This is a genomic window from Pandoraea sp. (genome assembly GCF_004297875.1).
Taxonomy (GTDB): Bacteria; Pseudomonadota; Gammaproteobacteria; order Burkholderiales; family Burkholderiaceae; genus Pandoraea.
Map to the genome: position 1 here is coordinate 270230 of NZ_SCSK01000035.1, position 15044 is coordinate 285273.

General features: G+C 64.1%; 13 protein-coding genes and 1 tRNA gene. 5 read left to right on the forward strand and 9 right to left on the reverse strand.

Annotated elements, in window-relative coordinates; translation table 11 throughout:
- Positions 1–15 precede the first annotated feature (15 nt).
- Complete coding sequence (gene hpnD / locus EPN80_RS10465; protein WP_293026460.1) at positions 16–861, reverse strand: presqualene diphosphate synthase HpnD; 846 nt, start codon at positions 859–861, stop codon at positions 16–18.
- A 273-nt stretch (positions 862–1134) separates the two neighbouring features.
- Here hpnD and EPN80_RS10470 point away from each other — a divergent pair, with 273 nt between their 5' ends.
- The 3 genes from EPN80_RS10470 to EPN80_RS10480 are packed head-to-tail and all read left to right on the forward strand — an operon-like array spanning position 1135 to position 4170.
- Complete coding sequence (locus EPN80_RS10470) at positions 1135–2289, forward strand: acyl-CoA dehydrogenase family protein (RefSeq protein ID WP_293026462.1); 1155 nt, start codon at positions 1135–1137, stop codon at positions 2287–2289.
- Between the two features lie 30 nt (positions 2290–2319).
- The gene (locus tag EPN80_RS10475; RefSeq protein ID WP_293026464.1) at positions 2320–3321 is read left to right on the forward strand and encodes an acyl-CoA dehydrogenase family protein; all 1002 of its coding nucleotides are present in this window, start codon (positions 2320–2322) and stop codon (positions 3319–3321) included.
- Between the two features lie 54 nt (positions 3322–3375).
- On the forward strand, positions 3376–4170 hold the full coding sequence (locus EPN80_RS10480) for a crotonase/enoyl-CoA hydratase family protein (protein ID WP_293026466.1): 795 nt from the start codon (positions 3376–3378) through the stop codon (positions 4168–4170).
- 86 nt (positions 4171–4256) lie between these two features.
- On the opposite strand, the gene EPN80_RS10485 is transcribed toward EPN80_RS10480, so the two are convergent.
- The 7 genes from EPN80_RS10485 to EPN80_RS10515 all read right to left on the reverse strand — a co-directional run bounded on the left by EPN80_RS10485 (position 4257) and on the right by EPN80_RS10515 (position 12564).
- Positions 4257–4970 (reverse strand): ABC transporter ATP-binding protein, encoded by a 714-nt coding sequence (locus tag EPN80_RS10485; protein WP_293026468.1) that lies wholly within the window; start codon positions 4968–4970, stop codon positions 4257–4259.
- Entirely contained in the window at positions 4967–5707 is a 741-nt protein-coding gene (locus tag EPN80_RS10490; RefSeq protein WP_293026470.1) for an ABC transporter ATP-binding protein, read from the reverse strand. The genes EPN80_RS10485 and EPN80_RS10490 overlap by 4 nt, the downstream gene beginning before the upstream one ends.
- Complete coding sequence (locus tag EPN80_RS10495; RefSeq protein WP_293026472.1) at positions 5704–6654, reverse strand: branched-chain amino acid ABC transporter permease; 951 nt, start codon at positions 6652–6654, stop codon at positions 5704–5706. Before EPN80_RS10495 ends, EPN80_RS10490 begins: the two co-directional genes overlap by 4 nt.
- On the reverse strand, positions 6651–7502 hold the full coding sequence (locus EPN80_RS10500; RefSeq protein WP_293026474.1) for a branched-chain amino acid ABC transporter permease: 852 nt from the start codon (positions 7500–7502) through the stop codon (positions 6651–6653). Before EPN80_RS10500 ends, EPN80_RS10495 begins: the two co-directional genes overlap by 4 nt.
- Positions 7503–7642: 140 nt before the next feature.
- On the reverse strand, positions 7643–8836 hold the full coding sequence (locus EPN80_RS10505) for an amino acid ABC transporter substrate-binding protein (protein ID WP_293026476.1): 1194 nt from the start codon (positions 8834–8836) through the stop codon (positions 7643–7645).
- A 453-nt stretch (positions 8837–9289) separates the two neighbouring features.
- The gene (locus tag EPN80_RS10510; RefSeq protein WP_293026478.1) at positions 9290–10624 is read right to left on the reverse strand and encodes a sigma-54 dependent transcriptional regulator; all 1335 of its coding nucleotides are present in this window, start codon (positions 10622–10624) and stop codon (positions 9290–9292) included.
- An 11-nt stretch (positions 10625–10635) separates the two neighbouring features.
- The gene (locus tag EPN80_RS10515; RefSeq protein WP_293026480.1) at positions 10636–12564 is read right to left on the reverse strand and encodes an ATP-binding protein; all 1929 of its coding nucleotides are present in this window, start codon (positions 12562–12564) and stop codon (positions 10636–10638) included.
- Positions 12565–12755: 191 nt separating this feature from the next.
- Here EPN80_RS10515 and EPN80_RS10520 point away from each other — a divergent pair, with 191 nt between their 5' ends.
- Positions 12756–13607 carry an oxidoreductase gene (locus tag EPN80_RS10520; RefSeq protein WP_293026591.1) on the forward strand — a complete coding sequence of 284 codons (852 nt, stop codon included), beginning with the start codon at positions 12756–12758 and terminating at the stop codon, positions 13605–13607.
- A gap of 90 nt (positions 13608–13697) precedes the next feature.
- Positions 13698–14684 carry an aldo/keto reductase gene (locus EPN80_RS10525; protein WP_293026482.1) on the forward strand — a complete coding sequence of 329 codons (987 nt, stop codon included), beginning with the start codon at positions 13698–13700 and terminating at the stop codon, positions 14682–14684.
- 42 nt (positions 14685–14726) lie between these two features.
- Here EPN80_RS10525 and EPN80_RS10530 read toward each other — a convergent pair.
- A tRNA-Arg gene (locus EPN80_RS10530) sits at positions 14727–14801 on the reverse strand.
- Between the last annotated feature and the right edge of the window lie 243 nt (positions 14802–15044).

A 15044-nucleotide genomic window follows, 5' to 3' on the forward strand; every position in this document is an offset into this window, starting at 1 on the left:
GAATCGTGCCGCCCATCAGAACAGCATCTGCCGCAACAGCAAAACGCCAACGCGCAAACGCGAAACCCGTACGCGCTCGCGCGGGGCGGCGAACCCGCGTGCGATCAATTTCTGCAGAATCGCTCCGTAAGCCTGCGCCATGATGCGCGGGGCAATCACCATGCGGCGCGGATAGCGCGCCATGATCGTGCGCGCAACGGCGAAATGTTCGCGCGCCTGCGCGACCAGCGGCGCACAGGCCGCGTCGAGAGAGGCGCCGGCCAGCGCGGCCGGCTGTGGCGCGGTGATGCCCGCGTGCGCCAATGTCTCGCGAGGCAGATAAACCCGACCGATAGCCGCGTCCTCGTCGATATCGCGCAGGATGTTGGTCAATTGCAGCGCCCTGCCGAGATGATGCGCAAGTTCGCGCCCGTCGGCCTCCGGCAGGCCGAAAATTTTCACCGACAGGCGGCCGACAGCGCTCGCCACCCGGTCGCAGTACAGATCGAGGGTCGGCAGGTCGGGGGCGACAATGGTCGTGTGCACGTCCATTTCCATGCCGTCGATCACGGCCAGGAAATCCGCCTTTTCGAGCGAGAATTCTGCAACAATGCGCGCCAGGTTGGTCAACGCGGCGGGCGGGTTGCCCGCGTACAGCGCTTCGATGTCATCGCGCCAGCGCGCCAGTCCGGCCAGCCGGCTGGCGCTGGAGCCCTCCCCATCGGCGATGTCATCGACCTGGCGGCAGAATGCGTAGATCTCGAACATACCGTCGCGCTGGGCGCGCGGCAAAATGCGCATGGCTGCATAAAAAGTGCTGCTGGCGGCAACGCGCTGGCTGGTTTCCACGGCTTGGATTTCGATTGGTTCGGCAACGCCCACGGAGGCTCCTCAATGCTCAATGAACGTGTCACAGGCAGGGTTCGGCTTGGCGGGAAAATCGCGGAACATGGCCGGCCCCCGCCGTTGGTTCGCACGATAGCATAGAATCTTCCGACTTGGCTCCTGGCGTCGGGCGACGGGCAGCCCGGCGCCACGCATAGCGCTGGCCGGGCCCAGGCGACGCGCTTGCGCCGACGGCCGCCGACGGTATCGGGCATTGCATGGCATTATTTACCCCTGAATCGCCACGCGTCCAATAACAACGGAGACAAGATGATCGAGCCGCTCGCCCTGGTTGGCGTTCCCGCCGAAGATCAAGCCCTGCGCGACGAAGTGCGCGCCTTCTTGCAGACCACGCTGCCCGCCGTGCCCGCCGATGTGCGGGCGCGCTCCTGGATGGGTTTCGATGCCGATTTCAGCCGCGCCCTGGGCCGGCGCGGCTGGCTCGGACTCACCCTGCCGCGCCAGTATGGCGGCAGCGAACGCGGCGCCTTCGCGCGCTTCGTCCTCGCTGAGGAGCTGCTCAACGCCGGCGCGCCGGTCGGCGCACACTGGATCGCCGACCGGCAAAGCGGTCCGCTGATCGCCGCCTACGGCACCGCGGCGCAAAAGGCGTTCTACCTGCCGAAAATCTGTCGCGGCGAAGCCTTCTTCTGCATCGGCATGAGCGAACCCAACGCCGGATCGGATCTCGCCAGCGTGCGTACGCGCGCCGAGAAAACCGCGCACGGCTGGCGCCTGTCGGGACAGAAGATCTGGACTACGCAGGCGCATCGCTCGCACTACATGATCGCACTGGTGCGCACCTCGGGCAGCGCGGCCGAGCGCCATGCCGGGCTGTCCCAACTCATTATCGATCTCAAGCTGCCCGGCATTACCGTGCGTCCGATCACCGACCTGGCCGGCGATCAACACTTTTGCGAGGTTTTTTTCGATAACGTCGAACTCGCCGACGATGCGCTGATCGGCAACGAAGGCAGCGGCTGGCAGCAAGTGACCGCGGAATTGGCGTTCGAGCGCAGCGGCCCGGAACGAATTTACTCGAGCATCGTGGTCCTGAACGAATGGATCGACTTGCTGCGCCGTCGCGGTCATGTCCGCGAGCCGGCGCGCATCGCTGCCGGCCGCTTGCTGGCGCAGCTCGCCACCTTGCGGGCGATGTCGGTGGCCATCACCGCGAAACTCGCCGCCGGGCAAAGCCCTGTCACAGAAGCGGCCCTCACCAAGGATCTCGGTACCGAGTTCGAACAGGCCATCCCGATCGTGATCGGCGACCTGCTCGGCAGCGATGCCGATGGCGCGGCTGCGCCGGCCGAATTGCTGCGCGCGCTCGCTTACGTGACCCACGTGGCGCCCTCCTACTCGTTGCGCGGCGGCACCCGCGAGATCTTGCGCGGCATGATCGCGCGCGGGCTGGGCCTGCGTTGACCCTCGAAAAATAGGTACGGAGATCGCCTGATGGAAGACATGCTTGTCGACGCCCTGGAACGCCTGCTGGCGGATGTCTGCCAGCCCGAGACAATACGCGCGCTCGAAGCGGGCCAGTCCAAGGATTCGCTGTGGGCGGCGCTGGCCGACTCCGGCTTCGCCGATGTACTGAGCCCCGAAGCAGCCGGCGGTGCCGGACTGTCCCTGCGCGAGGCCGTGCCGCTGATCGAGGCTTGCGCCCACCACGCGCTGCCACTGCCCCTGCCGTTCACCATGGTCGCTCGCGCGGCACTGGCGGAAACCGGCGCGCATCGCGTCGATGGCGCGATCACGATCGCGGCTGGCGCACCGCAAGCCGGCAGCGACAGCATTCGCTGCGCGCGGGTGCCGTTTGGCGCGCTCGCCGATTGGGTCGTGGTCGACAATGGCATGCCGGCGCTGTGGCCGGTGCATGGCGCCGCGATCGAACGCGATGGCATTCACGGCAGTCTCGACGCCGATGTCGTCTGGCCCGCGCCGCCCGGCAACGCGATCCCGCTGCCGCTGGCCGACTGGCAAGCCATCGCCGCATGCGTGAGCGCCGTGCAAATGGCCGGCGCGATGACGCGGCTGCTCGAGATGACCATCGCTTACGCCAACGACCGCAACCAGTTCGGCCGGCCGATCGGCAAATTCCAGGCGTTGCAACAACAAATCAGCGTGCTTGCCGAGCGTGTGTTCGCCACTCGCATGGCCGCGCGCATCGGCTGCGCCGCGCAGGGCTGGCGCGTCGAGCGCTGTGCGGCGGCGGTCGCCAAAGGTTACGCCAGCGAGGCCGCAACGCTGGCCGCCGGCATCGCGCACGCCGTGCATGGCGCGATCGGCATCACCGCAGAGTACGCACTGCAAAACTACACGCGGCGGCTGCATGCGTGGCGCCTGGCCTATGGCGCCGAGTCCTATTGGCATGGCGAGCTCGGCGAGCTGTGGCTGGCCGGCAAGGTCAGTGCGCTCGACTTCGTGCGAACCACACTGTCGCCCGATGCGATCTGACGCCCGGCGCTTTCGAGCTCGCCATTACCCCCACTCTTTGCAAGGAAATCGCCGATGGAAACGTTTCTGAGAATCGAACGAGATGGCCCTGTCGTCACCTGGTCGATGCATGCACCGCAAGTGCGCAACGCCCTGACAGGCAACACCGCCGCGGCCGAGTTCATCGCCGCGTGCGAAGCCGTCAATGCCGACCCGACGGTGCGGGCGGTGATCATCACCGGGTACGAGGGCATGTTTTCCTCGGGCGGCAACGTCAAGGACATGCGCCGCTTTTTCGACGATGCGATGACGCCCGAGCGCATCGCGCAGGAATATCGCACCGGCATTCAACAACTGGCGCGCGCGGTGTATGGGCTAGAGGTGCCGTCGATCGCCGCGGTCGGCGGGCCGGCCATCGGCGCGGGCTGCGACTTGAGCTGCATGTGCGACATCCGCATCGCCTCGGAAAACGCCAGCTTCGCGGAGAGCTTCGTCAAGGTCGGCATCGTGCCGGGCGACGGCGGCGCCTGGCTGTTGCCGCGCGCGGTCGGCGCTTCGCGGGCCGCCGAAATGGCCTTCACCGGCGACACGCTGAATGCGCAACAGGCGCTGGCGATCGGGCTGGTCTCGCAGGTCGTGCCGGCCGGCGAGCTGCTGAACGCGGCGCGCGAACTGGCTGCACGCATTGTCAAGAATTCCGGGCCTGCGCTGCGCATGACCAAGCGCCTGCTGCGCGAAGCTCACACAGCGCGCCTGGACACCGTGCTGGAAATGTCCGCCACGATGCAGGCGATTGCGCACAAGACGCCACAAAATCGGGAAGCAGTGCAAGCTTTCATCGAAAAGCGCGCGCCAAAGTTCGGCAATTAGCCGGCCGCCAAAAAAGAAGACGGCGCGGCGCACCGTCCGAAAACGATGCGCCGCGCCGTGCCGCGGCCAGCCAATGAACCGGCCGCTCAGATGCCCAGGTACGCCCGCTTGACCTCCGGATCCTCGGTCAACTCCTTGGCGGTGCCCATGCGGGTGATTTCACCAAGCTCCAGCACGTAGCCACGATCGGCCACTTGCAGCGCGGCGAACACATCCTGCTCGACCAGCAGGACTGTCACCCCTTGCTTGCGGATTTCCGAGAGCACGTCGAGCAACTGGTCGACGATGACCGGGGCCAGGCCCAGGCTCATCTCGTCGACCATCAGCAGCTTGGGTTGCGCCATCAGGGCACGCCCCATCGCGCACATTTGCTGCTCGCCGCCGGACATGCTGCCGGCGCGCTGCTGCCGCCGCTCGCGCATGCGTGGAAACAACTCGTATACATGCTCGAGCGTGGCGGCGATCCCGGCTTTGTCGCGACGCCGGTACGCCCCCATCAGCAGGTTCTCCTCGACCGACATCTGGTCGAACAGCTGACGGCCCTCGGGCACCTGCACCAGACCCAGCGCAAACGCCTCGTCGGGGGTGAGCCCGGTCAGGTCCTGACCGTCGAGCTCGATCTTGCCGGTGCTGCCGAGCATGCGCGAGAGCACGCGCAGCAGCGTCGTCTTGCCGGCGCCGTTGCTGCCGACCATCGCCACGATCTCGCCCCGGGCAACCGTCAGATCGAGGTTGCGCAATACCGGCATGGCGCCATAGCCGGCGCTCAGGCCTTCCACTTTCAACAAAATATCGCTCATGCGCGCCGCCGTCCAAGATACGCTTCGATAACCCGCGGGTCGGCCAGCACTTCGGCCGGCGGCCCCTCGATGATCTGCTGCCCGTGATGCAGCACCAGCAGGCGATCCGACAGGCTTTGGATCGCCTTGATCACGTGCTCGATCACCAGCACCGTGATGCCGCTCGAGCGCACTTTCTTGATGGCCTCGATCACCTCGTCGATCTCGACGTGGTTCAGGCCGGCCATCACTTCGTCGAGCAGCAGCAGCTTGGGCTTCATCGCCATCGCCTTGGCCAGCTCCAGGCGCTTGCGGTCGGGCCCGCCGAGCTCGTCGGCGCGGTGCCCGGCGTGCTTGTCCAGATCCATCAGACGCAGCCATTCACGCGCTTCCTCGCGCGCCACGCGCAGTGCCTTGGCCGACGACGCGGTGCCGAACAGCGCGCCGACAGCGACGTTGTCGAGCACGGTCAGCCCCGGAAACGGCTTCATGATCTGAAAGGTCCGGCCGATACCCTGGCGCGCCCGCTGGTAGGCCGACTCGTGCTTGACCGAGCGGCCCTCGAACAGGATATCGCCAGCGCTGGGCGCGGTGGTACCGCTGATCAGGCTGATCAGCGTCGTCTTGCCCGCGCCGTTGGGGCCGATCAGGCCGAGCGTTTCGCCGCGCTGCAGGCTGAAATTCACCTGGTTGACGGCCACCAGGCCGCCGAAACGCCTTGTCAGGTCGCGGACTTCTAAAATAGGAGCGGTGGTCATAGGCGGTGCGATTTGACGTTTTCACTGAAATAGCGCCAGCCGGTCTTCCTGATGCGTCGCACCAGGTCGGCCAGGCCGCGCGGCATGAATACCACGGCAACGATCACCACAGCGCCGAAGAACAGGCTCGCGATGGTCGACACCTCGGTCGACAGTACCTCGGAGATCGCCGAAAGCACGAAGGCGCCGATGGCCGGTCCGAGAATCGAGCCGGGTCCGCCGAATACCGCCATGATGATCATCTTGACGTTCAGGCTGATGTCGAATGCACTGACAGGATCGATAAAAGTGATCCAGTAGGCATGGATGCCGCCGGCCAGGGCACTGAACACGCCCGCCAGGGCAAAGGCCAGGACTTTGTAGAGAGTCGTGTTGACGCCCATCGACGCTGCCGCGTCCTCATTCTCGCGGATTGCGATCAGGCCAAAGCCGAACCGGCTGCGCGAGAGCCAGAACACCGTCAGCGTGGCGAGCACCAGCAATCCCAGCGACAGCTCGTAAAAGAGTTTGTCGCCATTGAGCAGCGGCAGCACCAGGCCGGTGTTGCGCCCGGCGATTTGCAGGTTCGAGACCACCGCCGTCATCACCTGCGCCAATGCCAGCGTGGCAATCGCGAAGTAATGGCCGCGCAGGCGCAGCACGGGCAAACCCAGCAGCAGCGCGAACGCCACCGACAGGACCACGCCGAACGCCAGACCCACGCCGAACGGCAGGTTCCACTGCACCATGGCGATCGCGGTGCCGTAACTGCCCAGACCGTAGAACACCGAATTACCGAACGAAGCGTAGCCGGTGTAGCCGCCGATAATGTTCCATCCCTGCGCCAGCGTGGCCAGCAGCAACGTGGTGATGCCGAACTGCACCAGCACGGGCGATGCCACCCAGGGCACCAGCGCCAGCAGTGCGGCTACCGCCAGCGCGATAATCAAACCAAAACGAGCTGTCATGCCGTCGCCCCCAAAATGCCGTTCGGCCGGAAAATCAAAACCAGCACGAGAATCCCGAAACTGGCCACATCGACGTAGGTCGGCCCGACGTAGAGCGCCGTGAGCGATTCGACGATGCCCAGGAACATGCCCCCCACCACCACGCCCAGCGGGCTTTCAAGGCCGCCGATGATGGCAATCGCGAACGACTTGGCGGTCAGCGTCGCGCCGATGTACGGGTTGATTTGCGACACGACGCCGTACAGGTCGCCGGCGGCGCCGGCCAGGGCCGCGCCCAGACCGAAGGTCAACGCATAGATCAGGCGCGGCTCGACGCCGTACAAGCGGGCTGCGCCAAGATTCTGCGCTGTCGCCCGAATCGCCCGGCCCAGCCGCGAACGGCTGAGGAACAGCCAGAGCGCGACGGTCAGCGCCAGCGCGATGCCGCAGGCCAGCACGCGCACCAGCGGCAGCGTGATGCCGGCCAGGGCGAAATTGTCGCCCGCATACACCGGATTGGTGGTGCGAAAGTCCGCGCTGAAAATCATCTGCGCCAGATACGTCAGCACCACGTCGATACCGAACGTGATCAGCAACGTATTGAACATCGGCGCGCGCGCGATCAGGTTGAGGATATTGCGTTGAATCAGATAACCGACGCAAAACAACGACACCATCGAGATCGGCAGCGCAACGAAGGGGTCGACACCCAGTTTGGTGAACAGGTAGTACCCGGCATACGCGCCCAGCATGATGAACGAGCCATGCGCCAGGTTGACGATGTTCAGGACGCCCCAGACCAGCGCCAACCCGAGGGCCATCAGCGCATACAAGCCGCCGAGCAACACCCCATTGGCGAGAATTTGCAAGAGCAAATGCATAATGATTAGGCAAACCGCCTTTGACAAGAATTGATCGATCCGGCACGCGCAGCCCTTCGCTGCGGCCGTGCGTGCCGGCAATGCCAGGCGTTATTCCGGGGCCCCCTGCAGGGCCCCGGCAACCCGCATCAGCGCTTATTCCACGCCGGCATCGGGTACTGGGCCTTGCCCAGGAAGCCAGTGCGATCGTAAATCGGCACCACGTTGTCGTTTTGCACCTGGATCACGGTCTGCGGCAAATTGATCTGCCCGTGTGCATTGAAAGCGACATGCCCGTACAGGCTTTCGAAATTCACCTTGGCGATCTCGTCGCGCACCTTCTTCGGGTCGAGCGAGTTAGCCGCGCTGATTGCCTTGGCAAATGCCTCGACATCGGCTACCGCGGAAGCGGCGTGGTAATCCGGCGCATAACCGAACTGCTTCTGGTAAGCAGTTGCGAAGCTGGCGCCATCGCCAAAGTACTCATCCTTGGCTTTCGCCGACGGCAGCCAGGGCGTCATGCCGAACGCGTAGTTGGCGTCCTTGCCCAGCGCCTTGCGGAAATCCGCGGTCGGCACGCCCACCGTGAACGAGTACAGCTTGGGACTCAGATTCAGGGCCTTGGCCTGGCGAATGAAGTTAAGCACTTCGGTTTCGTGGCCAGTAACCAAAATCGCATCGGGATTGGTCGATTTCAACTGCGAGACCAGCGTGCTGAAGTCCGACGTGTTGCTGCTGTAGCGCTGGTCTTGCACCACTTGCATGCCATACGCTTTCAACAGCTTGCGCGTGCCTTGGGCAACCGACACGTCGAACGCGTCATCCGCGTACAGCAGCGCCGCCGTCTTGGGGGCCGGCTTGAGCTTGCCCATCATCTGCAGCGTGCTGTCGAAATACTCGGTCGCTGCCGGCAGCGTGCCGAAAATGTATTTGTAACCGCGGCTGAAGATCTGGTCGGAAGCGCCGCCGCCCTGAATCATCGGCACTTGATACTTTTCCGCAACCGAGGAATCCGCCAAGGCGAAATCGCTGGCGAACGGTCCGAGCAGGAAGTTGACCTTGTCCTGCGTGAGCAACTGCACGTATTGGCGAACGCTCAGGTTCGTGTCGGACTGGTTGTCGAGAATCTTCAGCGCCAGCTTGTAGTGCTTGCCATTGACGGTCACGCCGCCCTTCTCGTTGATCTTGTCGATCGCGAAGTTGTAGCCGTCGCGATAGTAGCGCCCGGTGTTGGCCAGCGGGCCCGTTTCCTGTACCGATGCCCCCAGCGTGATCGTATCCTGGGCCATCGCCACGCCGCTCAATGCCAGCGCAGCGGCAATCCCGATCATCAGACGTTTCATTCCAATCTCCTGTTTTCATTAAAAGAAACTGCGGTACTGCGTTTTCGACCGATGTGGTCGGCCCGTCTCGCCAGGCCGAACGCATCGGTCGCGTCGGCCGGGGATGTGACATCCCGACCGGCGCTTGCTGCCTGGTACACTCCGCCCCGGTTCGGCCCGGCGCACAGGCGCCGGCCGGCCAAAACCGGGCGGATACACAATTCAATTCAAGGGGACGCAGCGCGATGGCTTGCCAAGGGGATTGGCGGTTTGGCCTTGTCTCCAATTTTGTGAATTGTTATTTCCAAGACTTATGCAAACTCCGTGCCTACCGCGACTACTTTTTAACTTATTGATTTATATGAGATAAGAATCGGACACCCAAGCTCGCCTGGCGAAATTCCAGACAATCGCAGCGCGGCGTGTGCGGAAATCGTGTCAGTTCGGCGCGACCGGCAAGCTCACGTGAGCACCCTATTTGAAATCGTCCGACGCGATACCCAGTCGTCGCATCTTGTCGTATAGCGTCTTCTTTGGCAACCCAAGCTGCTCGCAGGCCAGCGCGGCCCGACCGCCGCACGCGCGCAAGGCGTCCTCGATCAGATGCCGCTCGAACAGATTCATCTGCTCCTCAAGACTGCGCGGCGCCGCCGGATCGGCCGTGCCGCCAGCATCCTGCAGTCCGAGTGTGAGCCGCTCGGCCGCGTTGCGCAACTCCCGGACGTTGCCGGGCCAGGGTCGCGACATCAAGTCGTGCATCAGCGCCGGCGACACGGTCGGCACCGGCCGTCCATAAGCCACGGCCGCTTGCAGGACAAAGTGCTCGAACAGGATCGGAATATCTTCGCGGCGCTCGCGCAGCGGCGGAATTTCGAGCACGATCACACCAAGCCGGTAGTACAGGTCGTCGCGAAACCGCTGCTGCCGGGCCAGTTCGAGCAAGTCGGCCTTGGTGCCCGCAACGATGCGGCACTCCATCGGCAGCAGTTCGTTGGAGCCGACCCGCTCGAAGGTGCGCTCCTGCAGCAGGCGCAGAAACTTGACCTGCAGCGACATCTGCATCGTCTCGATCTCGTCGAGGAACAGCGTGCCGCCGCGGGTATGCTCGATCTTGCCGATGCGGCGCTTGAGCGCGCCGGTAAACGAGCCGGCCTCGTGACCGAACACCTCGCTCTCGAACAGCGGTTCGGGAATGCCGGCGCAGTTGATTGCGGCAAAATTCGCGCCGCGCCGGCGGCCATGCTCGTGCAGGCAACGCGCCACCAGCTCTTTGCCGGTCCCGGTCTCACCGAGCACCAGTACGTTCGCGTCGGTATCGGCGAGTTCGAGAATGACGCGCCGCAGCCGTTCGATGGCGGGAGCGCGTCCCAGAATCTTGGTCTCGATGCTGTCGCGCCTATCGAGCTTTTGGCGCAGGCTCTCGAGCTCGAGCGTCAGGTGGCGCTTTTCCAGCGCGCGCTGGACCACGTCGACCAGTTGCTCCGATGAAAATGGCTTCTCGATGAAGTCATATGCGCCGCGTCGCATGGCCTCGACCGCGATCGAGATGTCGCCGTGCCCGGTCACCAGAATGACCGGCAGGGTGGGATCGATTTGCGAAAGCTCCTGCAGCAACGTCAGTCCGTCCAGCCCAGGCAGCTTGACGTCGCTGACGACAACGCCCGGGAACCCCATCTTGACCTGCCGCAACACCGGTTCCGCGCGCTCGAACGATTGCACCTCGATACCGTGCAACTGCAGCGCCTGGACGCTACCCAGGCGCACAGCCGGGTCGTCTTCCACAAAAAGTACCTTCAACGGCTCATGCATCTTGCCAACCCTTATTCTGTCTCCAACGCGTCATTCTGTGCGGCGGTGCGCAGGGTAACGATGAACTCGGCCCCGCCGTCCCAATTGGCTCCTCTGAGGGTACCGCCGAATTCGCGCAAAATGCCCGCCGAAATCGCCAGCCCCAGGCCAAGCCCTGCTCCCTGGGCCTTGGTGGTGAAAAATGGCTCGAACAAATGCGCCTGCGCCGCCTCGCTCAGTCCATCGCCAGTATCCCGCACGGTGATGGTCGAGCGCTCGCCATCGGTTCGGACGATAACGCTCAGTTGCCGATGCTCGCTGTGCGCCATGGCATCGAGCGCATTGGCGAACAGGTTGACCAGCACCTGCTCGAGCCGATTGGCGTCGGCCAGCACATGGATCGGGGCCGACGGCCTATCGTAGTCGAGCGTCACCGACTCCTTGCGCAAGCGGGGCTCGATCAGGAACAGCGCGTTCGAGATCGCGGTATCGACCGATACCGCACGCATGTCGGGCGGCGACTTGCGCGCGAAACGCTTGAGCTGCGCGGTGATCTTGCCCATGCGCTCGATCAGCTCGCTGATCATGCGCAGATTGTCCTGCGTCTCGCCGGTGCGGCCGCGCTCGAGAAACATCAACGCGTTGTCCGACAAGGTGCGCAACGCCGCCAGCGGCTGGTTCAACTCGTGCGTGACGCCGGCCGACATCTGGCCCAGCGCCGCCATTTTGCCGGCCTGCACCAGTTCTTCCAGCGTCGCCTTGAGCGTCTCCTCGGTCTGCTTGTGACGGGTGATCTCGCTGCGCAAGCTGTTGTTCAAGCGACTCAATGCCTCGGTACGACGCGCAACCTTGCGCTCGAGCTCATCGTTCAGGCGCTGCAGGGTCTCTTCCATCGCCAGCCGCTGGGAAATGATGCGCCGGCGCTGCAACACGTACAGCACGGCGATCGACACGAACGCCAGCCCCAACGCGGTATCGAACGCGGCGTTGCGCGCCGCCACGCGCGCGGCGGTGATGTTGGAGAGGATCATGATGTGCCAGTCGGTGCCGGATACCGGCCGGCTCACCAGCAAATATTCTGGCCGGAACGGATTCGAGGCGCTGGCGGCAAAGCGGCTGTGGGCCGGCAAGGCGACGATGCTGGCGTTCTCGCTGAGCCGGTCGATCTGGCGCAGTCCGATCAGCTCGAGCGCGCCGGGCGCGTTGTATTGACGGGTCGCGGCAATCTCCTCGCGCGCTTGCGGCGCAAGAGGATGCAGGGCCTTGAATTTCCAGCCGGGAAACGAGGTCAGGAACACCACTCCATTGGCATCGGCCACCATCACCGTCTCGGTGCTTTGCTTCCATACCTGCTCGACTTTATCGAGGTCGATCTTGGCGGTGGCTACGCCGATCGGCTTGCCGCCAGCATAGATGCGCTCGGCATAGAAGTAGCCGGCCTGCTTGCTGGTGGTGCCAAGGCCGTAGAACGTGCCGCGACCGTTTTTCATCGCATCGATGAAGTACGGCCTGAACGAAAAATTGGCCCCCACGAAGCTGATGGGTGTGTTCCAGTTGCTCGCCGCCAGGGTGGTCCCCTGCAGATCCATCACATACAGCGTGTTGGTGCGCGCATCGGCATTGACAGCCGCCAGATAACGATTGACCTTGTCGATCAGCACCGGATCGTTCGGGTGCTGCAACAAGGCGATCACATCCGGGTTGAGATTGAGCAGCCCGGTCAGGTAGTCGTAGCGCGCGATCGCGCCAGTCACCGCGCTCTCGTAAATGTCCAGCCGATGCTTCGCGCTGTCGCGCATATCGCCGATCTCGGTACGTTCGGCGTACAAATAGACACGCCACGCGCCAGTCGTGATCAACGACAGCAGCAGGACGACCTTGATCCCCTGGATCACCCACGGACGGGCCGACAGCCTGGCGGCCAGCCGCCCGGCGCGCGAGGCTTGCGTCGATGGAGTCATAGGATTTCGTTCATGTGAATCGTGCCGCGGCGGTCTCCGGTATGCGTTTTTGTACGGCGGCCATGTCGTCTTCTGGAGGCGGCGGCGCCGGCGCCCGCGCGCTGCGAGCATGGGCTTCGTGCGCTATTATAAAGTCAGTGTCATGCCACTGCGCCGGCCGCGCGCGCCCCCCCCATCCCAGGAGTCCAATGATGATGAATCGAGACAACCCCGTTTGGCTGATCACCGGTTGTTCCGGCGGCTTCGGCCGCGAGCTGGCCAGACAGGTGCTCGCGCGTGGCTGGCGCGCGGTTGTCACCGCGCGCCACAGCGCCACGGTCGCGGATTTGCTCGAAGGGCACGCAGATCGAGCGCTGGCGCTCGATCTGGATGTGACCGACCGGCGACAGATCGATCACGCGGTGACGCAAACGTTGCGGTGCTTCGGACGCATCGACGTGCTCGTCAACAATGCCGGCTACGGCTATCTCGCGGCGATCGAGGAAGGCGAGGACCATGCCGTGCGCGCGATGTTCGAGACCAATGTATTCGGCCTGGTCGACATGACCAAGGCCGTGCTCCCCGCAATGCGCGAGCAGCGCAGCGGCCTGGTGATCAACATTTCCTCGATCGGCGGGCTGCGCAGTGCTCCCGCCATTGGCTATTACAACGGCACCAAATACGCGGTCGAGGGCATTTCGGAAGCGCTCTTCTACGAGCTCAAGCCGCTGGGCATCGACGTGCTGATCGTCGAGCCGAGCGGTTTTCGCACCAACTGGGCGGGCGCCTCGCTCAAGCAGTCGGCCACGCACATCGACGACTACGCCGACACGGCCGGCGCGCGCCGCCGCCAGACCATGGGCCGCAGCGGGCATCAGCCGGGCGATCCGGTGCGCGGCGCGCAAGCGATCATCGAGGCGGCACTGTCGGACACGCCGCCGCTGCGGCTGCTGCTGGGCAAGGACGCCCTCGAACTCGCGCACAAGAAGCTGGAAATGCTGCGCAACGATTTCGATGCATGGCAAAGCGTCACGCTGGCCGCCGATTTTCCGCCCGGCGAATAACGGCTGACCGATGCCATCAACGCCGCGCGCGGTCACGGCCGCGCCGGCTCGCCATCTCATCTTTCGAAAATTCAATTAACGGGAAAGCATATGCAAACACGTCGACTGGGACAGCAAGGTCTCGAAGTTTCCGCCCTGGGCCTGGGCTGCATGGGCATGTCGGAGTTTTACAGCGGGCGCGACGAGGCCGAATCCATCGCGACGATTCACCGGGCGCTCGAGCTTGGCATCAATTTCTTCGACACGGCCGACATGTATGGGCCATTTACCAACGAACTGCTGGTGGGCAAGGCGCTCAAGGGCCTTCGCAACGAAGTGATACTGGCGACCAAATTCGGCAACGAGCGCGGCACCAATGGCGAGTTTCTCGGCATTCGCGGCGACGCCGCCTATGTCAAGCGCGCGTGCGACGCGTCGCTGCAGCGCCTGGGCGTCGATCATATCGACCTGTACTACCAGCACCGGGTCGATCCGAAAGTACCCATCGAAGAAACCGTCGGCGCCATGGCCGATCTGGTGAAAGCCGGCAAGGTGCGCTACCTGGGCCTGTCGGAGGCGGCGGCGCAAACCGTGCGGCGCGCCCATGCGGTGCACCCGATCACCGCCTTGCAAACCGAATACTCGCTGTGGAGCCGCGACGTCGAGGCCGAAATCCTGCCGACGCTGCGCGAACTGGGCATTGGCTTCGTTGCCTACAGCCCGTTGGGACGCGGCTTCCTGACCGGCCAGATCAAGCGCATTGCCGATCTGGCGGCCGACGATTACCGCCGCAACTCGCCCCGCTTCCAGGGCGACAACTTCCAGCGCAATCTCGACCTGGTGGCCGAAATCGAGCGCATGGCCGCGGAAAAGGGCTGCACGCCGGCACGGTTGGCACTCGCCTGGGTGCTGGCGCAAGGCGAAGACATCGTGCCGATTCCCGGCACCAAGCGGCGCGCCAAGCTCGAAGACAACGTCGGCGCGCTGGAAGTGACGCTCAGCGACGAAGATTTGCAGCGCATCGACAGCATCCTGCCGCCGGGCGCAGCTGCAGGTGAACGCTACGCGGCGCCGGCTATGCAGGCGCTCAATCGCTGAGAAAAACGGGGGAAGAGAGACTGTCGGGCGGGTAAATTGGGCTGGTCCCCCCGACAGGAATCGAACCTGTATCTAGCGCTTAGGAGGCACTCGTTCTATCCATTGAACTACGGGGAGAGCACATCTTCCACTGGATAGCGCGGAGCCCCGATCAACGGGGCTTTCATCATATCCAGCCTGGGTTTCCGGCATATTTGCTCCACCCTAAATGAAGCGCCGTGACCCATGGTGCAACGCCGTGAAGCGTCATCGCCGCAGTGGGTTCGCCAGATTTCATCTGGCAGCGAACCCGGCCTGGCCGGCAACTGGCGCAGTTTACCAGATGCGCGATCCGTGCTGCCTGATTTCTACGCCGACATC